The following is a 24,796-nucleotide window of genomic DNA, read 5'->3' as shown; positions in this document are numbered from 1 at the left end:
AGGTGACGCAATCGCTTAATGATATCGTCAATGTAACGGTGACCGTGGCACCGCAGTCGGTCGCAAATAGCGGGTTTAACATCGGCCTTATCGTAGGCAAATCCACGGTCATTACGCCGACGGTAAGACTCAAATTGTACAACAGCACGGATGACATGACTTCCGACGGATGGGCCGGTACAGAGCCAGAGTATCTGGCTGCACAAATGTATTTCAGCCAATCTTCGCGCCCTCGCCGGGTGGCGATCGGCCGATGGGATGCAACGGGCTCCGAAACGTCTGCTCAGGCGCTCGCGGCGTGCCGAGTCAAAAACGGAGATTGGTTCCCTTCCTATGTGTGCGGGGCTGTAAAAACCGATATTGTGGCAAACGCAGCGTACATTGAGACGGCGACCCCATTGGCGACATATTTCTACGACACCAAAGATACGGACGTGACAGCTGGGACGGCTGGTAACGTTATGCAGACGCTGCAGGGAGCCAAGCGGCATCGCACATTCGGTATCTTCAGCTCAACAACGAACGCCGCAGCTGCGGCAATGGGCTACGCGATGGGAGCCAATACAGGCTTAGCCAATTCGGCGTTTACGATGGCATACAAAACGCTGTCCGGGGTACAACCGGAAGACTTGACGACGACGCAGGTCAATACGATTTTGGGTTACGCCGGTAATGTCTACACCACATACGGTGCCACGTATAACCTCCTTGTGCAGGGGACGATGGCGGATGGTGTTAGCTTCGACGAGGTGCTCAATCTGGACATCTTGACAAATGAGATCCAGACGGCAGTCATCAATGCACTGCGTCAAGGACCAAAAATACCGCAAACGGAAGACGGCGTCAGCCTGCTGGTCAGCGCGATCACGGCACCTTGCGAAAATGCCCGTAACCGTGGCGTTATTGCTCCAGGGATTTGGAACGCACCGCCGATCCTGAACTTGAGGACAGGCGATGCTCTCTCAACCGGGTACCTGGTGCTTGCAGAGACCATTGCCTCGCAATCTCAAACGGACCGAGACGCGCGCAAGTCGCCGCCTATTTATGTGCCAATCAAAATGGCCGGAGCGATCGAGCACGTTGTTATTGGCGTGGTCGTCAACCGATAAGGAGGGATTAGTTTGAGTTACACAACTTACAGCTTCGAAGATGTAACCATGACCATCAGCAATCCGGCCGTAGGGCAGTTCGTTGCAAGCGGTACGGGTATCGGCAGCATTTCAATAGCCATGACCACAGATCGTACCGCTCATGATGTATCTGCTGATGGTTCGGTTATGGTAAGTAAGATCCCGGGAAGAAACGGGAACACATCCATCGCTGCGCAGCAAACATCCGATCTCAACCAATGGCTCATCCGGCTGTATAACTACCTCGAGACAGCTCCTACGAGCCAATGGGCCAGTACCAGCATCCTCATCCGGGCACCCCGTATGCAGGATCACATCGCCCTCACGGGCGTGAGCTTTCAAAAGCTACCTGATCGGCAGTATCAGGCTCAAGGGCAACAAGTCACTTGGACCCTCATGGCTGCCGACATACAGCAGAATGTGGTGTAATCAAAGAATCGAAGGAGGATTGCGCGATGCAGCCCAAAATTAAACATCAGGATGTCGAAATAAACGGTCGCAAATTCCGAGTCAAAAAATTCGACGCTATGACTGGATCGTTTATGCTATTCAAGGTAACAGGATTGCTGGCTCCGCTTTTTGGCGGAGTCGATTTGACCAAACTTACGGATGAAGCCAGCGCTGCCAGCTTCCTTAAAACCGTTAATATATCCAGCATGCTGTCAGGGCTCGGCGAGTTGTCCGAAAAGGACTTTTCTTATGTGCAGGAAAAATGTTTGCAGGTATGCGAAGAGTTGCTTCCGGCCGGACCGGCGCAGGTGCTGAATAAACAAGGTGCGTTCGGGGTCATGGATCTGGAGGACGACACGATCACTGTCCTTGCACTGACTGCCCATACACTGATCTTTAACCTCAAAGGTTTTTTTCAAGGAAGCCCCTTGGCATCGTTCCTCGGGGGGCTGAAGGGTACATCCCTGCAGAGCTAGTCAACGTCAACGCTTTTGTCTACGCGCCGGTTGTTGCAGGGTTTTGGTTGCATCGGGATTTGGTCGAAGGCGTATTTGATCTTGATGATCTGCTCGATGCACACGAGATCCTGCAAGTAAGAAGGGAAAATGAAGAGAGAGCGTTCGAAGCTTCCCGAAGAAAGAACTGAATGCAACCTATCCCAAAATGTGGTATAAAGTTGTTGGGGGGGATTGATATGAAGTATTTGGCTGGCGCTGGAGCGATCCTATTACTTATCATTCTTTTTCCACAAATTCTTGGCGGAGTCATCGGGATGACATTTGCTCTGGCTTTTATCCCCGGAGCAAAAGCCTTGATTGTGGTCCTTATAATTTGGGCAGTTATTGCTGAGGTAATGAAAAAAGATAAGCGCCGAAAGTCGGAAAACCACGGTATGATGAATAATAAACAAAAAGAATAGATCGTCTCAGGGCCACCGAAACGGGTGGTTTTTTTGTTTTGAAAGGGGAGATCCCTCGGCATGATTGAGACAATTAAAAGCTACCTCGTATCTCTAGGGTTCGCGGTGGATAAGTCCTCATACCAGAATGCAACCAAAGCTATCGGGGATACAGGGAAAACTATTGCTGGGTTCGCAGGGAGGACTATTAAACATTTCGCTTCAGCTGCGGCGGCCATTGCTAGTTTTGTTGTCGCTGCGAATGTTGGCATCGCAAAGTTTATCGGCGAGTTAGCAAAAGCAGATTTGGAAAACGAAAAGCTTGCTCGGCAAATGTGGACATCGAAGGATAACGCGGCAGCGTTTAATAATTCGCTTAAGGCGCTTGGTGCTACACTCGACGATCTGTATCTGAGCCCGGAACTGATGCGCAACTTCCAGCAGCTCAACCGGGAGGCTCAAAGCTTGCAAGTGCCTGAAGAGTTTGGAGAGCAGATGAAGCTCATCCGATCGGTCCAGTTCGAGTTTGCGCGGATGAAACTCGGCGCCACTTATGCCCTACAATGGATCGGATACTATTTCATCAAGTACATGGAGACTCCGATCCGAAGCATTAAGGCGACCTTATCTGAGATGAACGACGTAATTTTTAAAGAAATGCCATCATGGACAAAGGTCATTGCTCAGGTTATGAGTTGGTTCAGTCGGATGGGGGTTGCGGCATTTCGCACAATCAAAGACGTGATCCGGCTATTTGCTCAATTGGGGAAAGCGATACCGGATAACGTAAAGATCATTGGAGCGGCTGTGGCTGGGCTTGCTGTCATTCTTTCGACCGGACCAATAGGGATTTTCGTAGCAGCACTTATTGGAGTGCTGCTGTTGCTTGATGATTTTTATGGGTACATCGATGGTAAAGATGCCGCACTCGGCCCAGTGTGGCAAAAACTCATTGATTTCTTCCAAATGCTCAACGGTGAAGGTATAACCGAATCGATCAAGGAGCGCTTCAAGGGAGCAATGGAAGGACTATCGGTAGGGATCGATAAAGCAAAAGAGGGCGTAAAGCAGTTCTATAAGGATTTAGTCGACAAAGGGGCTATTGATAACTATAAGGAAACAATGTCTAATGTTGGCGACATATTATCAGAGGCGTTCAGTGGTACGAAACGTTGGCTAAATGAACTCTACGACAAAATGGAAGACAAAGGCGTCATTGAGGGCTTGCGAAAAAGCGTAACCGACGTTATAACGTCGGTCTCCGAATTGGACAAAAATATGACAGGGTTTATTAAGAACGCATTGGAACTGGAGTCTGTAAGAACTATTTTAGGGGGGATCGGCACCTTCCTTCAAGATGTGATCATCGTCTCCTTACGAGTGATATCTGACTTACTGGAGGCGATTTCAGGATACATTGACCACATATCGGCCATGTTTGGAGGAACTTTGGGAGAGAAGCTTCAGGCAGAAGGGAAAGATGCGGCGGAAAGGCTTGAGCCAAAGAACCAGGGAAAGAGTGTCTGGGGAAAGTTAGGCACTGCATTTAAAAGCATGTTTACGGGGTACTTCACTGGTGATACAACTTTCGCAGATTACGGTAAAATCACCGCAGGAAGGCTGTTCGGTACTCCATCTTACGTAAACCCAACAACGCAAAACACGACAACACAGAACGTTGAACTCAATCAGACCAATCACTTTTACGGGACTGATCCAAAAGCCACTGCGGAGGCGGTAGATAGTAAATTCAACGCACTGTATAACAGTCGGAATAGGAGTGGGGTGATCCAGTAAATGGACCCGATTCTCGATCTCAATGATCCTGATATCAGCCAACTGGTTTATACAAAAACCAATATTGGTGGATGGTTTTTTGATGCCTACATCCGGATGGACCACACCAGCCGTCTGACGATTACGGAGCACCCGGTACAAACCGGCGCGGCCGTATCTGATCACGCCTTTTTGCAGCCGCGCGAGCTCTCTATGGACGTGGCGATGAGCAATGTGAATACGAGCATGGTGCCTGGACAGTTTGGGGGGACGTACTCCCGATCAGTACAGGCTTTTAACGTACTTAAGGAGTTGCAGCGCCTACGGGTGCCTATACAGGTGCATACCAGGCTAGGGTTATATCCAAACATGCTGGTGGAGGTCCTTACCGCTCCGGACGATTACAAGACGCTAAACGGACTCCAATGCACTGTCACTTTCCGAGAACTTATCGTTGCTCAAGTAACAACTGTAAAGATAAGTGCGCGGCCGATCGTTACGGACACATCACAGCGCGGATCGCCTGAGCCTACAACGCCAAATCAAACCATACTGAAGGAAATGTTTGGACGTTAGGAGGGGCGACATCATTGGCAACCAAAATAATTCCAATCATACCTGGCAAAAATCAAATCTTCATGTGTACTCTGCCGGTAGATGACAGAAATATCACGTTGGGATTTACCTTTACATGGAACGGCCAGGGGCAATATTGGTTCATATCGGTCACGGATACCCGATCCAAACAGCTACTGATCGATGCTGTGCCGCTTGTGACGGGGAAGTATCCCGCAGCGGATATCCTCGGACAGTACACGTATCTTGGCATCGGCAGCGCGGCCGTTGTGCCCGTGAGTGTCACTGTCGAGGGTATCCCGACGATAGATAACCTTGGGACGGACTTCGTCCTCGTCTGGACCGATACAGTGAGGTGATGGAGTAATGTCTAGCAATTGGCAAGCGCTGGCGACTACAGAGGCACGTAGTCAAGGGGCAGATATCAGGATCGCGATGGCAACAATCGATGCGGAAACGAGCGGCCGCAATATTCTGGGCGACAACGGCAACGCAATGGGGTACGGCCAAGTATGGCCAAGATGGCACGCTGACGCTTTTGCATACGCTGCGCAAAAGTTTCGCGTCGATGTCCCGGCGACACTGGAGGGAAAGCAGCAGCTGGTGCTAGGAAATGACGGATTTTCGATGGCGGTCGCCGTATTCGTCATCAAAAAGGTTTGGCGGTCCGCGAATCAGGATTTCCGGCAATTTTCGCTCCAGTATGTCGGTCCGGCTATACCAGACAGCGATTATCAAAGGCGATATAACATTTGGCTTAAGTATGCGGGTAAATCCGTAGAGGCAACAAGTTTACCGCCTACGGTAACGACTCCGGGGTTAGACACGACAACCGCTGCATGGAATGCGCAATATGCGAATGTAAATATACCCACAACCAACTACGGAGTTGTCGAAGGCTCGCAACAGAGGGGCGATGTCCTCTATGGACGGCGATATCGGATCATCGTCAGCAGGCCTGACGGGGTTGCACTGGATGTATCACAGCTGCGCTGCACATTCCAGATCCAGAAGACAATCCTTCAGCAGCCAAATTTTTCGGAGATCGTCCTGTACAATCTGGCGCCCGACACCGAAAACTCGATTATACAGGAGGGCAACCGGATCGTTGTGGAAGCCGGCTATGAGGGCGATCAGTACGGACTTATCTTTGACGGCGATGTCGTCCTCGCGGTCCGAGATAAAGAGGATGGCGTCACTTACCGTCTTACGTTGTTCAGTATGGACGGGGACCGTTTTTTGAATCAGGGTTTTGTCGGTTTTTCCGTCCTTAAAGGCCAATCGGCCCGGCAGATCGTCGATAATGTCGTCAATCAGGCTAAAATACCGGCCCAACTCGGCAGCATCTCGGAGGGGTTTACCTCACAGGAGTTGTCCCGAGGAAAGGTCATATTTGGTTTGGCAAAAGATTACCTTCGGCAGCTCGCGCAGTCGCAGGAAGCGTCATTTTACGTCGAGGACGGGAAAGTTAACATCGTCCGAATGACCGACCTGCCGGAAGGCGAGATCACGGAACTGTCGCCGGAATCGGGGCTCATCGGTAACCCGGCGCAAAACGATCAGGGCCTGACGTTTAAATGTCTGATCAATCCGCGCATCAAGATTAACACTCTCGTACGTATCGACAACAGCCTGATTCGAGCGCAGGCGGTGCAGACCGGGCAGCCCTTCCGCGCGTTGGACGAATCGGGCATATACCGAGTCATCAAGGTAACGTACAGTGGCGATACGCGCGGCGACAACTGGTACTGCGAGTGCGAGGCCGTGACACAAGCCGGCATTATACCAAGCATGATGACCTCTGCCGGACAAAACCCATATTGAGGAGGGGCGCCAGTGGCGATACCGATTAGTCAGCGTCTGGCCGACTCAAGCACGTCGGATGAGATGTACCAGCGGATGCTGAACAGCTTCGCATCGGGCATGCGCGTGGCTGTCCCGGGCATTATTCATGACTTTAATCCTTTATCACAAACGGCGAGTGTTCAGGTCGCGATCCGTGAGCGCATCATCGACGGCGAGCTGCAGCAGCATTGGGTGGACATCCCCCTGCTGCTCGATGTTCCTGTTGTTCTGCCGCGCGCCGGCGGATTTGTGCTGACCATGCCGGTACGTCCGGGTGATGAGTGCCTCGTCGTATTTGCGGATATGTGCATTGACGCATGGTTTTCCAGCGGCGGAGTGCAAAACCAGATCGAGCGGCGCCGGCATGACTTGTCCGACGGATTAGCGATCATGGGAGCATGGAGTCAGCCGAGAGTCGTTGCGAATTACTCGACAACGGCGGCTCAATTGCGTAGCGAGGACGGGAGTGTATCCATTAGCTTAGGCCCGGTGGCGATCGATATCAACGCTCCGACTGTACGCATCAATGGGCAAGTGATTAATCCATGAAGGAGGATGGCGTCGCATGCGGTACCGGAAATTGACCAATGGCGATTATACTTTTGGGCGCCGCGAGCAAAATTTTGTGTCGGACATCGACGCCGTCGCTCAGGCGATCCGGACCAATCTGCTGTTATTGCAAGGGGAGTGGTGGGAGGACACGGAAAAGGGTTTGCCTCTCTTTCAGCGCATTCTCGGACAGCCAGGAGTGCCGGATAGCGTGCGGGCAGCTGACCTGTTGGTTCAGGACGTTATGTTGCAAACAACAGGCGTGATCCGTATTAAAAATTTGCAAAGCTCGTACAAAAACAGGGCTTATCAGTTTGCATGCGAGGTCGACACGGTTTACGGAGCTTTATCGCTGCAAGAGAAGGTGATTCCACAAGAGGTGATTATCTGATGTATTTTGCTCCATATATAGACGCCAGCGGCCTGCACATCCCATCGTATACCGATGTGCGAGATCAGTTACTCTCCGATGCCCGATCGATCTTCGGGCAAGACATCTATCTCGAGAGCGACAGCCAGGATTATCAATGGATATCCGTCGTGGCAAACATCGTATACGACTCATTTTTAACGAGTCAGGCCGTTTATAACGCGCGCGGCCCGTCTACCGCCATTGGGAGCGCCTTGGACATCATTGTCAAAATTAACGGCATTAAGCGCCTGCCCGCCGCCTACTCGACATGCTACGTAACGCTGACGGGATCGGTGGGCACGATTATTACGGGCGGCGTGGTCGCGGATATTAACGGCTACGAGTGGACATTGACGACCCCAATATCGATCGGCAGCAGCGGGCAAGCGACGGCGCTCGCTACGTGTAAGTCGCCGGGGCCGATAACAGCAAATGTTGGCGAGATTAACAAAATCACTACTCCGACATTTGGCTGGACGGCGGTGACCAATCCTGGGACGGCAGTAACGGGGGCATACGCGGAGACCGACGCGCAGCTGCGGTCAAGGCAAGCGATTTCTACCGCGCAGTCCAGTCAGACGGTGCTGGAGGGTGTCAAAGGAGCGATTGCAGCCGTTAGCGGTGTTCAGCGGTCCGTGGTCTACGAAAACGACAAGAATGTGACCGATGCAAATGGATTGCCGCCTCACTCTATATCTGCAGTCGTTGAGGGCGGGAGCGACGATGCCATCGCCCAGGCCATTTACAACAAAAAAGGACTGGGTTGCTATACAAACGGGAATGTACCCGTGCAGATCACGGACCTGTACGGGGTTGCCGCGGTGATCCGCTTCTCCCGGCCGGCCTACGTTGATATTGATGTAACGATCAATCTGAAGCAGCTTTCCGGCTACACGACGCAGACGACAACCGACATCAAAAGCGCAATCGTCGCTTTCATTAATAGCCTGACGATAGGCGACAGCCTCACTCTCTCGAGTCTTTGGGGGGCAGCTCTGTCGGCCAACAGCGTACCCAATAAGCCGACTTTTTCGATTACCGGCGTCACCGCGGCACGGCATGGTCAACCCCTGGGCACGATTGATATCGCTATTGCATACAACGAAGTGACACGCGGCAACGTGGCGAACATCGTTGTCAATGTTTCGTAGGAGCTGGTTATATGTTCAAGGCGAAATCGACATTTAAAAAATGGGCGGATGATTACTACGCCTATTTGGAGTACAACACAAAAGATGTAGGCAATATGGCCATCAACACTCTCGGGCTTGTCGGCGGCTCTTTTGTTATAGATAGCCCGATAACATCGTATACCCCACCAACTACCGGGACATCCGAAGCGCAGCTGCTGGTCATTAGAGGGCTGCTACGAAACTATATGGCATCCAAAGAGGCAAAATGGCTCAATAAGGCGAGGTTTCTAATGGACGCCTTATTAAACTACTACTATCCAACCCCGGTTATTCCGAGCGAGCCGGATGGGAGTTGGGTCCCCCACTGGTTGGTAAACGTAACTGCTCCGTTTATATCTAGGGAGTACGCTGTCGATGGCGTAGCGACTTTTGTTAACGGTGTGGCGACTGTTACTTACGAGAAAGTATTCCGAATATACTCGGTGCGCGCTACGGACGCAACGCTCGAATATACCTGGTCGCCGGCGGCGCCTGTTGTGGGGACAGAGTACGAGATTGATCACACAGATGTTAATTATGGTAACAGCGAGGCCACCATCTACCTCAAAACAAACTATACCGGCGATGCTTTGGTGGTCTATTCGTCCGAAACCGGCAGGGTTGTAAATGTGGGCGAAAAATGCGAAGCGTTCCCGGTATGGCGGCCATTGGACCCGGGCGAGATTGCGTGCGCTGTGGATGCTTTGGCATGGGCTCTGGACGTGTTTCAGATGTGGTACGACATCGAGGGCGATGAAAAATGGCTGAGGGCTGTGGAGTCGACGAAGGTATCTGTCCAAGTGGTATCCGGCGTCTCCAATGCTTGGTTTTACGTCAAGCCGGGCAAGGTCGGAGAAGAGGTCTTGAAGGATGGAGTGACCCGGTACTCCGTCAGAACGCCATCAGAAACCTATATCAATAGTGGCGGATTAATCATCATCAATTACGCGGAGTCCGCCGGCGATGACGAAGCTTTGTTCGGTACTTGGGTGGGGACTCGGATCGATCTAAATGAGGATCAATGGATCGAGTTAAAGCTGGGGAGCGATAAAATTCAAAAGGTTCGCTTATCCATTGATGAGGACGCCGGGTATGATCCGGATAAGCGTTGGGTCACCGAGTTTTGGACTCCAGGCAGAGGGATCACAAACACGGACTCGATCCAGTTTCATAAAGATGATTTTTACAAGGCAGATGGCATCTTTTGGGGATCACATTATGATCAGACAAGCAACGGCGGAGCTATTGCAAGCGCGAATAGCTCCGTCGAATTCACGGATGTATTGGATGAGATAGACACCAAGACCATTCGCGTGACAGATATCAAGCTCACGAGAGGAGACGAAGGGGGCTGGTATGGTTGGTCACAGTTTATGTTCTCCATTTGGAGCAGAAAGCTCCCCTTCTCCATTCGGTACAAAACAGATAGCGCCGTTAATTTTCTTATTAACGATGCTGACGGGGTGAGATGGACATGTGAGCTGCCCGGAACCAGCGGGGAGTATGTTACCGTGAATTTGACCGAGTCCATGTTTACCGGAGGAACTGCCTTCGCTGCGGGGGACTATCAATCCATGCTGCTTGATGCTGTCGATGTTGTAACCGAGATAAGCGTAGAGTATGTAGGCACGAAAGTGCTCATGAACAAAGAATACTACTCAGCAATCTCTTTCGGGTACTCCAAGCAGGCAGCACTACAGATTGGGCTAGAGTATATCCGGCCAGTGCCGCCGAGAGTGCCTATGCCGTATGTGCCCTATATCCTGCCGTTTGACATGCATTATATCAATTATGCGTTGTCTGACTTGCGGGGAGCGGTCTACACCGGATATCAGGCCCCTTGGATATATCAGCGAGGAATCTACGCAAATAAAAATGTGCCAGTAGACACAAATTTGCAGTTTTTGAGGGATTCTCAGACTGCCTACGAAGAGAGCACAGGCACTAAGGGTTTTTTCGCGCCTATATTTTGGTGGGATTACCGGGATGACCACAAGGATCACGAGCCGAACACGTTCGGATGGGATACCCAACCTACATGGGGAGGGTTTCAGTACAGGACCATAAGCGACGTGGCTAGGGTGCTTGACACAGACCCGTCGAATAGGCGTGCTTATACGATCTTTATCGATTTTGTTACCGCGGTTGATAAATTGTGGGGAGATACCTACAACTCTTTTCCGACTGCCTTCGAAAAAGATAAGGCGCCCTACCATGATCAAAGAGACCCTCATATGATCACCAATTTTATGCGGTCATTAATATACGGCATGAAATCGACGTATCTATCGACCACTCATAAACGGTTGATCGGCAGGCTACTGGATCGATGTACCGATTATTTGCAACATTTCAGGGTCCCGGTAGTCGATTTTTCGAGTGAGGTCGAGGGGACATGGAGTCCGGATCCCGCGAATAAGACCTGGTACGGGTACTGGGGCGGCGACATCTTGGACACGCTTGGCCTGATGCAACTGACTGATTTCTCGGACAGCCTTTCCCCAGCGTACACGGAATACCTGGACCTCGTAACCTCCCAGCATCGTGTGCAAGTAAACTTTATGGCTTGGCTGGAGCGGAGTCTTACGCTTTTGGATGATTGCAAGGCGGCCAGCGAAGACATATCATTCGCATTTGATTTGGACAACGCTGCTGGTGTACAGCTTGACATCATCGGGGAACAGGTCGGGCGATCACGAGCACTTGGATTCCAATTATCGACCGGATCATCTAGGCTCGACGATGAGGACTACCGGAGCATACTCAAGGCCAAAATCGCTCAAAACAGTTGGAATGGGACGATTCCGCAAATTTATCAAATCTGGGATACCCTTTTCCCAGACATCCCTTTGCAAATCATCGATAACCAAAATATGACGATGGATGTCATCGTTAGCGGATCGTTCGGCCCAGTTTTAACAGAGCTTGTTACGGCTGGCCTGATCGTCCCGAAGCCAATGGGGGTTGGGGTTACCATTACTGGATCGACCTCGATAGAGAGGTCCGATTATATAGCCGCAGTCATAGGTGGGTATGACATTCAGAGCATTACGACCGTTAATCCAACTTGACAGAAACTTTCTATTCAAAGGGGTGATCCTATGGCAGTCTACGGACAAGCGATCATAACCAATAGAGGACTGACGCTTTATGCGAAAGCTCAAACAGGAGTAACGTTGCAATTTACACGTATGCAAATCGGCAGCGGGCAATTGGCAGTCGGACAAGATCCGAAAAATTTTTCGGCCTTACTTAACCCCATTTCCTACTTTTCAATCAACTCTAATACGCGGAGCGGCACGACGTCTCAAATACGTGGCGTGTTCGAAAATACGGGTTTGTCGGCATCGACCTACACCTGCGAGATAGGGCTGTTTGCACAAGACCCGCAGGACGGCGAAATTTTATATGCTTACGCCAATGCCGGGGCACAAGGTGATACTTTCCCGGCAATCTCAGCCGGTCCGTTCTCGCGGGTGTTCGAGATCAACACGACGGTCGGTAACGCTGCGAATGTTACAGTAGTCGTACCTTCGTCCGTCTATATACCAACGACGGAAAAAGGAGCTGCAAGCGGCGTCGCGCCTCTGGACAACAGTGCCAAAGTGCCCCTTGCCAATTTGCCAGCAGCGTCTGCTGCCACGGCAAACACGTTGGCGCTGCGCGATCCAAACGGCCGCATTAAAGCCGCTGCTCCTTTCGCCAATGACGATGTAGCGCGCAAGGCTGAGACAGATGCGCTCAGCAATGCAGTAGCTGCGGCACAGGGCGCGGCCAATAACGCTAGTGCGGCGGCCGCAGGGGTGCAATCCAACCTCAACAATCACGCAGGAGTAGTAGCATCGACAGTGCAATACGGACACACCATATTAAGTACCAGTACGTCCAGCACCGCAGCAGACAGAGCTTCGACGCCGAGCGCGGTTAAAGCGGCGTACGATTTGGCGGCGGCGGCATTGCCAGCCGCGTACTACACGGCAGCGGATGTGCTGGCAAAGGTCAAAACTGTCGATGGTACTGGCAGTGGGTTGGATGCCGACGTGGTACGTGGTAGAGATTTATCCGGAGAGGTCGGAACACTCTCATCGCTTATTACAAGCAACAAAAGTAACATCGTCTCCGCGATCAACGAGCTTTTTACGTCTGCCAGTAACGGTAAATCCGCAATCGCTGCCGCGATTACTGGCAAAGGCGTACCTGCGAGCGGCAGCGATACATTTACACAATTGGCGGATAAGATCAGCACAATCGTTGTTGGTAGGCCTTATGCGTCCGGGTCTGTAAATACAACATCAGCTATTTTTTATTACACAAATGGCATGAATACTGTATCTATTTATAAGGCCACCGTAGGCGGTCTAAACTTCCCCGCAGGAATAGATCTAATTCTGATACAAAACATAAACTCTTATACAATATGGTTCGATAACAGGACGTTTGCGTTCACGCAAAATCCGCAGCCAGACTGTGCAATCTTCGGAGTGACCGCTGTTGGCGCGGGTTATAGACTGGGTCATGGTGGTGGAGAAGGCTACGTAAATAATAACGGGTTCCAACTCCCCGTAAACGCAGGTATTCAAGTTGGCTGGTATGTGTGGGGCAAGTAAGAAAGGAGAGATCGAAGGTATGCAAATCGGACGCAGAATCTATTATGACAGAGCTACGGGTGACGTGGTTGTCGATACCGGCGAGCGGTCCGGTAGCGTCGTCGAAACAACGGTCGAGCAGGACTTTGCCGCGTATGTATCGCTCGCGGAGCGCGTGCCGGATACAGTCGGCATGATCCAACTCGAATACGGCCAGTATACGCAAGACTTTGCCGAGGCCAGCAGCTATCGCGTCGATTTGAGCGGCGATGAGCCTGCGCTGGAGTTCCAGTATCGCGATCCGGAGGGGAACCCCGAGCCGGAATTTCGTCCGCCGCTCAGCGAGGAAGTAGCAGACCTGAAACAAGCCGTTGCCGAGCTGACAATGCTTATGAGCATGCCAACACAATAAAAGGGGTTGAAGCGAAGTGGTATTTGCGAAAGATAGCGGATTGGTCAAAGTATGGGTATCGCTCGTAATGGCGGGCGCGTATACGCTGGAGCAGGTGCCTAACCTGTACAACCTGAAAACGGTTGTCACCGACGTTATAAATGGTACAGCATAAACCACGCCCCGAGCCGATCGGGGGATTTTTATGCCCACAGGGGCAGAAACGGGGAATGGGATGGAACAGACAGGGAAAGTAGTTTCGGCTGTGGCCGGGGGCATATTGCTCCCGGTTTTTGAGTTTTTGTACGGTGCAGGAATACCGGTTCTTTATACGATGGCTGCGCTTAGCTTTTTCATAGTGATGGACTGGATGAGCGGATCGAGCGCAGCGAAAAAGGACAAGACTTACGCATCCAAATATGGGATTGACGGCATATTCCGTACGTTTTTTATGGTGATGCTTCCAGCTGGTGGTCACATGCTGGATATGGTAACTGGACTTCCGGGGATATTTTTCGGCATCTTCGCATTCGGCCTGCTGTACCATACGCTAAAAAGTATGACGGCCAATGCCGTACGCGCAGGCTGGGCGCAATGGCTGCCGATCGCGCTACTCGAAAAAGTAATCGAATGGGTCGGCAGCGAGATGGAGGCGAAGGTAAACCGCGCGCTGCAGCGTAAGGCTGAGAGGGGGGCGGGCAACGATGGTAAAGGGATTTGACTGCGCCACGTCGCTCACCGAAACGACCGCAGCAGCCTTTCGAGCGGATGGACATGCATTCGTCTGCCGGTATCTGGTCCCATCCGGATGGAAGCGGCTGACGCGGGAGGAGGCGGAGCTGATCAGCGAGGCCGGACTCGAGATCGTCAGCGTGTATGAGACGACCGCGGACCGGGCACTCGGCGGATATGCTGCGGGGATTGCGGATGGCAAGGCGGCGCTCGCCGTGGCCGCTGCTGTCGGCCAGCCGGAGGGCAGCACGATATACTTCGCCGTGGACTTCGACGCCACGGCTGCGCAGATGGACAAGGTGATCGATTATATCCACGGGTGCAGCTTGGCGACGCCGGGCTATTCAACGGGCGTATATGGCTCATATGCTGTTGTCGAAGCGGTAAGAGCTGCCGAGGCATGTTCCCGTTTTTGGCAAACCTACGCATGGAGTCGGGGCCGTAAGGCGGACGGAATCCACATTTACCAGTACCAAAATGACATTACGGTGAATGGGATCAGCGTCGACATGGACGAGGGATACGGCGATAACTGCGGATGGTCGCTACGGCAGGCTGCCGAACAAGAAGAAATGGGGGATGACGTTATGAACGAACTGATACTGACTACCACGGGATGGGCAGCACTTGCCGGATCACTCGAGAAGGCATATAAAGGAGGAGTGCTCGGCGACTATCATTTTGTAGAAAAAGCGTTCATAGGGAAGCTTACCCGATCCGAGCTTGAAGTTGCCAATAACTTGATTATCGTAAATAGCATGTTGTTGTAGAATTATGGAATTATAAATAATAAACCCGCCAGTTTGGCTGGCGGGAAAATGTCAACTATACTATTTCATCACACTCTATTCGATATTCGACTTGATTATTGAGTGATTTTAACAAAAGCCCCTTATCAATATCAATTTTTTCTGGATAACGAATGACTTTGTCCAGTATAAATTTATAACTTTGTGATGTTTCGTTAGATCTTATTAAGCTGTATCTTGATATAACTTTGTTATCAAGATTATATAATTTCATTTCTCCAGAAACTGTATTATTCTTTAAAGCATTATAGTATCGTTCACTTAAATTATTATCAAGAATCGGCGTGACTTTTTCCCCAATAATATCCATTTTATTAAATACACCGAAACATCTTAGGGTTATTTCTTTTCCTTCTGTATTCGATATTAATTTCATTGTAAATCTAAAATTGTCCATTTTAATTGGTAGGTGAAAATAAGCTTCATATTTTGGCTTATCGTCCGGTGGATTTTTATAGAATTCTAAAGAAGGGGATAATTTAAAAAGTAACTCATCTATATCGACTTCGGCTTTATTAGACAAGTAGTTTATGTCGCATATAGATTTAATATCAGGCATATAACCTTTTTCAAGCGGGTCCCTTTGATGTCTAATAAAATTAATAGCGATTGTGACATATATCAATATTCCACCAAGTAGGAAAAAAAGTAGATAGATTCCAAAAACCAAAAGAGATTCGATAGAAAAATCTAGTTTAAAGGATACCTTATATTTTGTATAAAATCCGACAGCTGTTCCCCAAACAAGTATGGAACTACACGATACAAAAAGAAATATTCCGAATATGTTTTTCAATAGTTTATCGCCAGCCGTTAGTTGCTGGTAGTTACTCAAAAATAATCTTAAATCATTAGTATTTAACGCATAAGGACGATAGTACTGCTTTAATTCTTTAGAAGCTGTCAGTAATTTATTCTCAAAAGTAAAACTAATAAAAAGCCCAAAAAAACCGGCGATAGAGACAATGCCGGCAAAAATCCAACTTATTAACTCGACTTGGTCCTTAAGAGCATCATATTGCTCGCTACTAAAATTCCTGTCAAAGTCGGTAAATAGTAAAATGATGACAGGTATTAATAAAATCAAGAATGGAGTCCATTTGCCCATTATTTTTAGATATCCTTCACGATTTTTTCAATTACTTCAAAAATCATTTTTTCTTTGGATGTATCGGGAAAGGACAAAACTGATGTAGCATCCAAATAAAAAGTTTGTAACTTGAATTGGAAAGTCAGGCTAGTCAATAAATCAGAGCGGATAAAACCTTCGATTTCTGACAATGAAATACTGTTTACAGAAATTTTTGAAATATCACGGTGATCAGCTGCAGTTGAGTATTTCTTAATATGTATCCCAATTAATTCGGCAAAAAGAATTTTATGTTTGTTTAAGAAGATATCTTTCCAATATTGATATGTATTTATTTTATTTAGTTCCAAATCATAAATATGTGATAATTTGCTTATTGCGTAAGTTATCGAACTTTCAGAATTGGAAAAACAACACAAAACTCCTACATCTATAAAAACCCAAAAGTTCACATCTCGTTGTTCGCGAGCAATTAATTTGTCTTTCATTCTAACAGGGTCGATCCAAGAATACGCTATCTCTAGTGTACTTTCATTAATTTTTTTATATGATATTTTCTCAAATGTGCTGGTATGATGATCGGCAATTTTATCCAGAAAATCGCCGCCTTCAAATTTGAATAAAGTGCAGTCTTCTTTCCATGAAATCACCGACCATCCACACCTCCATTGCCATAATATTTTTATTCTATCTCTTGATCAGAATTCTGTAAATCGTTAGGATTAAAACTATCTTCGTCAATACTCTCTGATTCAATACCTACAAAATCAAACAATTTTTGAAGCTCATCATTTTTTTCATCATAACCAATTGTGTCAAGAATAGTTCGATGACAATTTGCGAATTTTTTAACCAACAGTATAACTTCCTCGTCTTGATCACTTAATTTGTCTAGCAAACTAACAATAATTCCTATAGAATTGATTGATTCTTCCTCAATAACTTCTGTGAGAAGTTTATCTTTTTGTTGAAATTTATTGAAAATTGATTCTAATAGTTTCATAGTTTCAGGCATATTCATTATTCCAGTGTTACACATGTCGATGTACTCCGCTTGAATTATATCCATAACACTTTTTTTTAAGGTGTCATCGTCTGTGTCTACAATTACTAATTTTAAAATATCGTTATTGGGTCCTTTCAATTGGAAGATCGTGGAGAACTCCTGCCCGGCGAATTCCACATCGACTTTAAATGAAATAATATCACTACCGAGCGTTATATATTCGCAAGCTAACTGTGAATATAAAAGATCTTTCCCACCGATGGCGACATCACGTACTCCGTCTTTTTTGCGTTTTCCGCCAATAAAAAATTTTAATTCCTTGAATGTAGACGAAACACCTTTGTTTTGAAGACGATTATAAATAAGATCTAACAGAACTGCAGTTTTAAAACTAGCATTACCTAACTGAAATGTTTGATTGGTGAATTCTTTGACCCTGTAAGAATTAAGTGGCCATTTTAGTACTGTTGAAAGATATCTAACAATTACATCTTGAACTTGGTGATTACCGGAATAAACAGATACTACCTTTTTCGCTTTATCTAGCTTTACATTGCTCGTAAAGACTGCTGACAAGCTCTCAGCATTGTTAACTAATGTTTTCCAAGAGCTAGTATATTCCTTTATTCTTATGTTTAAAGTTAACTTTGTTTCATCATTTACATCTAGATTGCACGAGACAGTGTAAAAGTTTGGATTAAACGGCTGATCAACAAAATTGTATATCTCAGAAAGTTTTTCATCAGTAACATCATTTAAAAAATCAAGGTTACTTATTTTATAGGTATATACGGGCAATCCTACACTTCTCTTCATAACTGCCATCTGAACAAAATCTTCAATTTCTTCATCTGGTATTATCGTATCCAACGATAGAAACTGGTCTTTTACATCTGCTTTTCTTCTCGGCTTCTTTGCCGGAGTCCAACCGGGAATTCTGTCATAAATGATATCGATAGCATCAGGTAGAGGTATTCTTTCAAGAACCCTGGATAAAACTCCTTTTTTATTCATTTAGATCGCCCCCCAATTTTTCCATAATATTGTATACACATTATAACAATTTAGTCGCGAAGTTGGATATTTTTTTGTCAATGCCTAAGTATCAGTGGAAAATAAAGGGGGTAAATAGATAAAAGGACTCAGATTAATTTATAAAAAGATTTATAAAACCTAAACATTCCCAGCTACCATGCCGATTATACTAATGACAGGAAAATATGGAACGGGAGTGTAGGATGATGGCAAGACGTAGAAGACGTAAAAAAGAGGCGAGCTTATTAGAGGGACTATTGGGATTTGGGATGCTCGGAGTGGGTTTGCTTACTTATAAGGTAACTGACTCTATAAAGATATCATTTGTCGCTTGCGGCGCACTCCTTGGCATCGTAATCTCTGTAATCATCATGAGAAATGTCGCTTACACAGAACGCCTGAAAAAATCGGGAATCGCGGATATCGATAAGATGGAAGGCCGCGAATTTGAACATTACCTAGGCCACCTTTTCAAATCACATGGCTACGATGTAAAAGTGACTCAAGCCGCTGGGGACTTCGGAGCCGATTTGGTTATTTCAAAAGATGGTAAAAAGATAGTTGTGCAGGCTAAGCGTTACAGTAAGAACGTGGGTATAAAAGCAGTTCAAGAGACACATTCCTCGATGGGGTATTATAAAGCGGGGGAAGCGTGGGTTGTTACAAACTCAAAATACACTGACGCTGCAAGAGAACTGGCGAATTCACTCAATGTCAAACTAATTGGACGTGAACAGCTAATTGACTTGATCCTGAAACAGAATCCCCAAAATAATACGCAAGCTGCACAATCTACTGTTCCCGAGCAATTGCCGCAAAAAGAGGAAAAGAGATGTCCTAAATGTGGGGCGCCTATGGTTCGCCGTAAAAGCAGTATGGGTTATTTTTTAGGTTGTGAAAACTTCCCAAAATGCAAAAGCACCCAGGTGATCTAATACCTGGTTCGTTATAAAATGAACTCCACAAACACAGGGCTCCTTAAGAGTCCTTTTTTCGTCCAGTTCCGGATCTTTACCTTCGCTCGAATAAGCGGCTGCACGTACACGTTATGCCGATCTTCTCCGATCACGTATGGCCGGATAGCGCCATAAAACGCCTTCCGCTGCTGTCCCGTTACGCCCAGTTCGATAACCCCGACGGGCCTGATCCCCTCGCCCTCCTGTATACCAACGATCCAGCCAAACTCATCCTTCCGCCAGCCGGTCAATACAACATCGACATACGTCCAGTTTATGATTTTCTGCCAGCTCGCACTTCTCTGTCCGGTCGCATAGACAGACTCTTTCCGTTTTGCGACGACACCCTCCATCTGGCGAGAAACGATCTCCTGAAATAACCGCTCTCCCTCACGCTCTATGTAGGGGACAATGCTAATCCGGGGATTGCCAAAGTCAAGCCCAGCCAGCAGCTCCTTGCGCCGCATGAGTGGCCATCCACGCAAGTCTTCGCCCTTGTATTGCAGGATATCGAACACCATATAATTCGCCGGTTGGACCGCCGACAGCCGCAGTACCTTATCAGCCTTCCTCGCCACGAATCGCTCCATTACTGTTTCAAAGTCGATTAGGCCGGTATCCCGATCCACGCAAGCGACCTCGCCGTCCAGAACAATATCCTCCTGCGCGATGTCATAAAGCTCCGGGTACTGCCGGGTGCATTCGTTATTGTGGCGCGTGTATAGCCGCGTAGGGCCTCCATCTAGGCGTGACAAAATAAGCCGATGACCGTCGATCTTCGGCTCAAATATATGGTCCGGGCTGTTAAACGCGGATTGTGTCGTTTCTAATAGCATAGGAGCAACAAACATTTAGATCACCTATGCTTATTGTAGCAGTGTGTCCCGTGGATTTTGACCGGAAAGTATTGGTCGTACTATTCACCCGTGAGACAAATCTTTCAACTGTGTATCATAAATTAACATTTGCACGCATTTGATGATGTTTGCGTTCTGAAACGGTTTTCTGAGATAGAATCTAGCTCCTAGCTCTAATACTTCCTTTTCGATAATTGAGGTAAAAAATGCAGAAATAATTATGACCTTAGCTTCGGAGTGGAAATCTAATATCTTCTTTAGAGCTTCTATTCCATCTAAATAAGGTAAAATTATTTCCATAATAACGAGATCGGGAGAATGATTCAAATACTGGTTTATAGCCTCTAACCCGTTACTAGCTTCAATATAAATGTGGTTCGAAACAGATCCTTCCAAGATTTCTCGAACATATTTTCTCATGCCAGAAGTATGATCAACAAGCAGAATTTTAGCCATAAAATAGAAAGTCCCCTTTCTTATGGCCCGAAAGGAGAAATAAAATTCCATTCGGCAACCCGACTACCATAGTCTCCCTTAGGCTCGTGGCTTTGCGTCCCAATCTTTCGATAGGTTTGCTATTATCGTCATAGGTATAATAACTCATTTTATAAAATTAGTAAATTACACCCATTGTTATCTTTGATTTGCAACTTTTATCCCTAGTCAAAATGATGAATGCTCGCCTTATTATCGCCTCACACAAGATAACTTTGGACAATACTGAATCATCCCATCCCAGCTCCCCCATACGCATCCTCTACATTTCTGAGGTTGTCTCGGCTGAATTTTTAGTTTATTCTTCAAAGTAGCTGCCCCCCTAATGTTTCGTCATAAACAACATAATTATTTCCACACTTTTGGGTATTATTCTGGATTTATTCTTTTATAGAGACAAACACCTAATTGAACTTACTGCATATAATGATAATGCGATCCATATCCTTTCAGGATTACAATGATCCCCGTTTGGCCGTAGTGGCTGACGGGGATTTGCATTCTTTTAGATCGTGCTTAAGGGGGAGTATCATTATAACCTCAACAAATACCTAAAATCATACGCAGCGTGTGTACCAGTCCAAACCGAATAAATTCTCGCTCATACGATGTGGATGTAGTTAAAAAGGAAAATGGGTGGTGAAAAACATGAGTGGTGTTGGCGGAATTGGTGGTTTTAGCTGCGGTGGTTTTGGGACTACTACAGCAATCATCCTCGTTCTCTTCATTCTTCTGGTAATCATTTCGAGAGGATTTTTTTAATTAACAAGACCCTAATTACGTCACCGTTCGCGATCGACGAAAGGATCAGGGATTATTCCCTGGTCTTTTTCCTAATCAGCCCACTCCAATTTGTTGCCTGCTGCATATTAATAGAGTTGTACCGGACATTACCCCGTCACCTGCAAGACTGGGTTTCTACATAAACCACAGTCTACAAAATCAGAAATTAATAGATAATACCCCGGGCAGGTTGCTGACGAGGTGCTATAAGCAGCCTGCTCTTCTTTATGTTTAAAACTCAGGTACCGTTATCCTATTTAAAATTTCAACGCTAACCTAGTTGAGAATGAGCCATTCTGCCCGAACGGGATTTAGCTTTAGTCATAAGCTAGAAATTAAGAAAAAAAGGGAGGTGAATAAACATGCGGCCCAATACAAACAAGCTTAAGACACTTGTCGGCAAGAAAGTTTACGTTTTAACGCGTCAAGGACAAGTCCGGGAAGGCATTTTGCATAAGATTGATCGTGATAAAATTTATCTCCATTCCAGTTCAAAAAAAGCAAGCACAAAAGCGTTCACCCCATTTTTCAGCCCGATCACCTCACTCGCCCTCTTCGACTTGCTTGCGATAGGAGAATCCCCATTCTTCTTTGGGACACCGTTTTTCTTTTGAGAGGCTAAGTAAAAATGTCCCCCGTCTGGCTGGAATGGCTGACGGGGATTTTTTGCATTCTTTAGATCGTGCGGTAAGGGGAGTTCCATTTCACCTAAATCATACGCATCGTGCACCAGTCCAAACCAAATAAATTCTCGCTCATACAATGTGGATGTAGTTAAAAAGGAATGGGTGGTGAATAAACATGAGCGGTATTGGCGGAGTAGGTGGCGTTGGTGGTTTTAGCTGTGGTGGTCTGTTTACCAGCACTGCAGTCATCCTCGTTCTCTTCATCCTTCTGGTCATCGTTTCTAGAGGATTTCTTTATTAATCAGCGCACTCATTAGTATCATCTGTTGCATAGTTTAAAGTGTACCCTGCAATTCCCCCTTTCCCATAAACCCCCTCCGGCCGTTAGAGGCCAGAGGGGGCTACCACAAACTCCCAAATACAGGACTCCGCAAGAGTCCTTTTTTTGTCCAGTTCCAGATCTTCACCTTCGCTTTTATCAACGGCTGCACGTACACATGTCGATCCTAACCTGTCACATAAGGCTGAACAGCAACATAAAATGCCTGTCACTGCTTGCGGGATGGAACTGAAATAAGTAACCCTTCATAAAATGAGATTGGTCAATTGACTAATTCATCTAAATGTGGAGGTAAAAAATGTTAAGTTTTCATACAGAGCGGCAGATGATTCCTCATCCAATTCTTTTGGAGGCAAGACAGGTTGCTTCGAATCAAATTTTATTGACATATGATAAGAGAACTGATTTAGCGTCAGCAACAAATGTTTCGAATTATTGGATTAGAAGTAATATGGGTCCTGTTGGTATCGCGAGCGTAGGAATGAAGGATGCACTAACAGCAGAGAACGCGATACGCCCCGATATGGCAATGATAACACCTGCTGACAATTCCATGATGAGATACGTCATGGTATTTAGGGTAAATGCAATGTCTGGTGTAATGTATACTGTACTCCCTTGTTTTGTTAACTTAGAAGGCATGACTGGGTTTAGAGGAGAGAACTGGGCTTCTTTCAGCAGAAATATGTTTATTGGCATGTAATTTAGATGTTTGAACTGATACTTAAAGTATCCGCCCTTTCTTTCAATTGGGCGGTTTTATTTTGTTCTAAATCAACGATAAGATTAAAAATAGCTAAAATAAAAAGTGGTTGTAGTGGAACGGCCCCGGTGCTAAAAACTGTTCCCGTTTGGGAAGATGAAACCCCATCTGGCCGTAGTGGCTTGACGGGGGATTATGGATTAATCCTCTTTTTTCCTCGCGTTCTTCTTTTCGCGGTATCTTGGCCCATAAACCTCATTCCAATTTTTGTTGATGTAAGCCCGGCTGCAATCATGGGAACATGTCAGCGACGTTGTTCCTTTATGCTCAAATACGGTATCGCACACGACGCATTCGCGGGTAGGTTCGATTCGTCGCCGATCATTTCGTGCAGGGTTTATGCGATCCTTGTTTTTGTGGTAAAACTGGATCCATGTTTCGCGGTCATGCTCAGCACTGTGGATGGGCCGGCATTCTGGGCAAAACCGTTGAAGTGCACTAGCAATTTTGTAATCTTTGCCGCATCGTTCACAAGCATCGATGCTGCCTAATTTGCGTGTTGTACCCTTGCGAGTTCTCGCTTTACTCTCTCTGTTTGCTTTTAGCATACGCTCGCGTCTGCACTCGGGGCAGTAATAGGCTCGCGGTCCACCTTCAAACTGACGGCCACAGGCATCTTGGAGCTTCCGCCTATTCGTTATTTCTGCGTCTTTCAAGATACCGTCCACAAGATCAACATAAATAAGCCGCATCAACATCGGCTCCATATGCTTACGAAAAATATTTTTATAGTTCAAGCAGTTTCCTCCTTGTATTGCCGATCTGGAGGACAGCCTGCTATAATACAGGTGCCGCCCGATCGGGTCGGTGGTTAGGGAAGCCGTTGTCTCTGTGGTGGGGAGACGGCTTCCCTTGTTTTATTCAACTTCGGCCAATTTATCCCGCAAAGCGTTTTGCAGGACTTGTGAGAAATTTAACCCGGCTGCTTCAGCTGCGACGTTTAGATCGTGCGGGATCGTAAGCGTCTTTTTGTCGTACTTGATTTTCTCGTTCAGTGTGCAAGTCGCCACGATTGTACGCTGCCCCTCCCGAAGTTCCACTTTATCCAGCGGTGTCGCTGCTGGAATATCCTCCTCATCCATAATGCGGCTTTCAATTGTAAGCTTAAGCACTTCATTTGCCCTGCGGAGAGCTTCTTCAACTGAGTCTGCCTGAGACAGAGCCTCATCCAAGTCAGGGAAGAATACTGCGATCTGATTTCCTGTGAAGTCTAACACAGCCACAAATGAGTATTCCTTTGCATATTCCTTTTTCATTCGATCAGTCCTTTCGTTCAAACTCTTGTGAGGGGAGGAAGGGAAAGGGGCTTAGAATTTCAGCCCCGTCTTCTTCTCGGTATCCTTTAGGATATGTATTGCGACATCTTTTACCGGGTGGGTTATCGTCACCTTTCCTTTTATGGTTGGGTGCTTGTACTGAAAGTGGTCGCCGACGGTGTGAACCAAGTACCATCCGTTCGCTTTCAGTATTTGGATAACCTCTCTTGAAGAATAACTCCTCATCCCCTCACCTCCTAAAT

31 protein-coding genes and 1 riboswitch are annotated in these 24,796 nt (G+C 47.2%); of the genes, 23 read left to right on the top strand and 8 right to left on the bottom strand.

What is annotated here, in order from left to right:
- Positions 1–2 precede the first annotated feature (2 nt).
- The 18 genes from D7M11_RS26045 to D7M11_RS25970 are packed head-to-tail and all read left to right on the top strand — an operon-like array spanning position 3 to position 15,287.
- A complete protein-coding gene (locus tag D7M11_RS26045) occupies positions 3–1,109 on the top strand; it encodes a DUF3383 family protein (protein WP_120750198.1) in 1,107 nt (368 codons plus the stop codon).
- A gap of 12 nt (positions 1,110–1,121) precedes the next feature.
- Entirely contained in the window at positions 1,122–1,559 is a 438-nt protein-coding gene (locus D7M11_RS26040; RefSeq protein ID WP_205127113.1) for a tail tube family protein, read from the top strand.
- Positions 1,560–1,585: 26 nt separating this feature from the next.
- Positions 1,586–2,056 carry a phage tail assembly chaperone gene (locus D7M11_RS26035; RefSeq protein ID WP_120750196.1) on the top strand — a complete coding sequence of 157 codons (471 nt, stop codon included), beginning with the start codon at positions 1,586–1,588 and terminating at the stop codon, positions 2,054–2,056.
- 47 nt (positions 2,057–2,103) lie between these two features.
- Positions 2,104–2,226 (top strand): DUF6889 family protein, encoded by a 123-nt coding sequence (locus tag D7M11_RS38155; RefSeq protein WP_420818441.1) that lies wholly within the window; start codon positions 2,104–2,106, stop codon positions 2,224–2,226.
- A 48-nt stretch (positions 2,227–2,274) separates the two neighbouring features.
- Entirely contained in the window at positions 2,275–2,499 is a 225-nt protein-coding gene (locus tag D7M11_RS26030; protein ID WP_147433502.1) for a hypothetical protein, read from the top strand.
- A 60-nt stretch (positions 2,500–2,559) separates the two neighbouring features.
- Entirely contained in the window at positions 2,560–4,275 is a 1,716-nt protein-coding gene (locus tag D7M11_RS26025) for a hypothetical protein (RefSeq protein ID WP_120750194.1), read from the top strand.
- Positions 4,276–4,830 (top strand): phage baseplate protein, encoded by a 555-nt coding sequence (locus D7M11_RS26020; protein WP_120750193.1) that lies wholly within the window; start codon positions 4,276–4,278, stop codon positions 4,828–4,830.
- Between the two features lie 14 nt (positions 4,831–4,844).
- Positions 4,845–5,189, top strand: coding sequence for a phage baseplate plug family protein (locus D7M11_RS26015; protein ID WP_120750192.1), 345 nt, complete (start codon positions 4,845–4,847; stop codon positions 5,187–5,189).
- 7 nt (positions 5,190–5,196) lie between these two features.
- Positions 5,197–6,654: a phage protein gene (locus D7M11_RS26010; protein ID WP_147433501.1), complete on the top strand. Its 1,458-nt coding sequence runs from the start codon at positions 5,197–5,199 to the stop codon at positions 6,652–6,654.
- Between the two features lie 12 nt (positions 6,655–6,666).
- The gene (locus D7M11_RS26005; RefSeq protein ID WP_205127112.1) at positions 6,667–7,224 is read left to right on the top strand and encodes a Gp138 family membrane-puncturing spike protein; all 558 of its coding nucleotides are present in this window, start codon (positions 6,667–6,669) and stop codon (positions 7,222–7,224) included.
- Positions 7,225–7,240: 16 nt separating this feature from the next.
- A complete protein-coding gene (locus D7M11_RS26000) occupies positions 7,241–7,615 on the top strand; it encodes a contractile injection system sheath initiator (RefSeq protein WP_120750190.1) in 375 nt (124 codons plus the stop codon).
- Between the two features lie 56 nt (positions 7,616–7,671).
- A complete protein-coding gene (locus tag D7M11_RS25995; RefSeq protein ID WP_205127111.1) occupies positions 7,672–8,787 on the top strand; it encodes a baseplate J/gp47 family protein in 1,116 nt (371 codons plus the stop codon).
- An 11-nt stretch (positions 8,788–8,798) separates the two neighbouring features.
- Positions 8,799–11,879 carry a baseplate wedge 1 family protein gene (locus D7M11_RS25990; protein WP_120750189.1) on the top strand — a complete coding sequence of 1,027 codons (3,081 nt, stop codon included), beginning with the start codon at positions 8,799–8,801 and terminating at the stop codon, positions 11,877–11,879.
- A 30-nt stretch (positions 11,880–11,909) separates the two neighbouring features.
- Entirely contained in the window at positions 11,910–13,415 is a 1,506-nt protein-coding gene (locus tag D7M11_RS25985; protein ID WP_120750188.1) for a tail fiber protein, read from the top strand.
- Positions 13,416–13,434: 19 nt separating this feature from the next.
- Positions 13,435–13,806 carry a hypothetical protein gene (locus D7M11_RS25980; RefSeq protein ID WP_120750187.1) on the top strand — a complete coding sequence of 124 codons (372 nt, stop codon included), beginning with the start codon at positions 13,435–13,437 and terminating at the stop codon, positions 13,804–13,806.
- A 16-nt stretch (positions 13,807–13,822) separates the two neighbouring features.
- Positions 13,823–13,960 (top strand): CD1375 family protein, encoded by a 138-nt coding sequence (locus tag D7M11_RS36785; protein WP_168928325.1) that lies wholly within the window; start codon positions 13,823–13,825, stop codon positions 13,958–13,960.
- A 60-nt stretch (positions 13,961–14,020) separates the two neighbouring features.
- Positions 14,021–14,506 (top strand): phage holin family protein, encoded by a 486-nt coding sequence (locus tag D7M11_RS25975; RefSeq protein ID WP_120750280.1) that lies wholly within the window; start codon positions 14,021–14,023, stop codon positions 14,504–14,506.
- A complete protein-coding gene (locus D7M11_RS25970) occupies positions 14,490–15,287 on the top strand; it encodes a DUF1906 domain-containing protein (protein WP_120750186.1) in 798 nt (265 codons plus the stop codon). The genes D7M11_RS25975 and D7M11_RS25970 overlap by 17 nt, the downstream gene beginning before the upstream one ends.
- A 55-nt stretch (positions 15,288–15,342) precedes the next feature.
- On the opposite strand, the gene D7M11_RS25965 is transcribed toward D7M11_RS25970, so the two are convergent.
- From D7M11_RS25965 to D7M11_RS25955, 3 genes are read right to left on the bottom strand one after another with little or no spacing between them, the layout of a single operon-like run.
- Positions 15,343–16,434: a hypothetical protein gene (locus tag D7M11_RS25965; RefSeq protein ID WP_120750185.1), complete on the bottom strand. Its 1,092-nt coding sequence runs from the start codon at positions 16,432–16,434 to the stop codon at positions 15,343–15,345.
- Positions 16,435–16,439: 5 nt separating this feature from the next.
- Positions 16,440–17,066, bottom strand: a complete 627-nt coding sequence (locus D7M11_RS25960; RefSeq protein ID WP_120750184.1) for a hypothetical protein — start codon at positions 17,064–17,066, stop codon at positions 16,440–16,442.
- 32 nt (positions 17,067–17,098) lie between these two features.
- Positions 17,099–18,436: an immunoglobulin domain-containing protein gene (locus tag D7M11_RS25955; protein WP_120750183.1), complete on the bottom strand. Its 1,338-nt coding sequence runs from the start codon at positions 18,434–18,436 to the stop codon at positions 17,099–17,101.
- 224 nt (positions 18,437–18,660) lie between these two features.
- Here D7M11_RS25955 and D7M11_RS25950 point away from each other — a divergent pair, with 224 nt between their 5' ends.
- Positions 18,661–19,392, top strand: a complete 732-nt coding sequence (locus tag D7M11_RS25950) for a restriction endonuclease (RefSeq protein WP_240041307.1) — start codon at positions 18,661–18,663, stop codon at positions 19,390–19,392.
- An 11-nt stretch (positions 19,393–19,403) separates the two neighbouring features.
- Here the strand turns inward: D7M11_RS25950 and D7M11_RS25945 are convergent, their stop codons facing one another.
- Together D7M11_RS25945 and D7M11_RS25940 are read right to left on the bottom strand one after the other, a co-directional pair.
- Positions 19,404–20,264 (bottom strand): ATP-dependent DNA ligase, encoded by an 861-nt coding sequence (locus D7M11_RS25945; protein WP_120750181.1) that lies wholly within the window; start codon positions 20,262–20,264, stop codon positions 19,404–19,406.
- 69 nt (positions 20,265–20,333) lie between these two features.
- The gene (locus D7M11_RS25940) at positions 20,334–20,726 is read right to left on the bottom strand and encodes a response regulator (RefSeq protein ID WP_158606836.1); all 393 of its coding nucleotides are present in this window, start codon (positions 20,724–20,726) and stop codon (positions 20,334–20,336) included.
- A gap of 50 nt (positions 20,727–20,776) precedes the next feature.
- A riboswitch (cyclic di-GMP riboswitch) is annotated at positions 20,777–20,857 on the bottom strand.
- A 556-nt stretch (positions 20,858–21,413) separates the two neighbouring features.
- Between D7M11_RS25940 and D7M11_RS38150 the strand changes: the two genes are divergently transcribed.
- From D7M11_RS38150 to D7M11_RS25925, 4 genes are all read left to right on the top strand, one after another.
- Entirely contained in the window at positions 21,414–21,527 is a 114-nt protein-coding gene (locus D7M11_RS38150; RefSeq protein WP_120750179.1) for a YjcZ family sporulation protein, read from the top strand.
- A 383-nt stretch (positions 21,528–21,910) separates the two neighbouring features.
- Complete coding sequence (locus D7M11_RS25930; protein WP_120750178.1) at positions 21,911–22,162, top strand: DUF2642 domain-containing protein; 252 nt, start codon at positions 21,911–21,913, stop codon at positions 22,160–22,162.
- Positions 22,163–22,349: 187 nt separating this feature from the next.
- Positions 22,350–22,475 carry a YjcZ family sporulation protein gene (locus D7M11_RS37520; protein WP_240041306.1) on the top strand — a complete coding sequence of 42 codons (126 nt, stop codon included), beginning with the start codon at positions 22,350–22,352 and terminating at the stop codon, positions 22,473–22,475.
- 337 nt (positions 22,476–22,812) lie between these two features.
- Entirely contained in the window at positions 22,813–23,217 is a 405-nt protein-coding gene (locus D7M11_RS25925; RefSeq protein WP_120750177.1) for a hypothetical protein, read from the top strand.
- Between the two features lie 200 nt (positions 23,218–23,417).
- Here the strand turns inward: D7M11_RS25925 and D7M11_RS25920 are convergent, their stop codons facing one another.
- The 3 genes from D7M11_RS25920 to D7M11_RS25910 form a co-directional block, all read right to left on the bottom strand.
- Positions 23,418–24,014, bottom strand: coding sequence for a hypothetical protein (locus D7M11_RS25920; RefSeq protein WP_120750176.1), 597 nt, complete (start codon positions 24,012–24,014; stop codon positions 23,418–23,420).
- A 120-nt stretch (positions 24,015–24,134) separates the two neighbouring features.
- The gene (locus D7M11_RS25915; RefSeq protein ID WP_120750175.1) at positions 24,135–24,533 is read right to left on the bottom strand and encodes a type II toxin-antitoxin system HicB family antitoxin; all 399 of its coding nucleotides are present in this window, start codon (positions 24,531–24,533) and stop codon (positions 24,135–24,137) included.
- A gap of 51 nt (positions 24,534–24,584) precedes the next feature.
- Complete coding sequence (locus D7M11_RS25910; RefSeq protein WP_120750174.1) at positions 24,585–24,779, bottom strand: type II toxin-antitoxin system HicA family toxin; 195 nt, start codon at positions 24,777–24,779, stop codon at positions 24,585–24,587.
- Positions 24,780–24,796 lie beyond the last annotated feature (17 nt).

This window comes from Paenibacillus ginsengarvi (genome assembly GCF_003626695.1).
Classification (GTDB): Bacteria; Bacillota; Bacilli; order Paenibacillales; family NBRC-103111; genus Paenibacillus_AB; species Paenibacillus_AB ginsengarvi.
The sequence above is the reverse complement of the archived record's forward strand: the minus strand, read 5'-3'. Positions and strand labels throughout refer to the sequence as shown.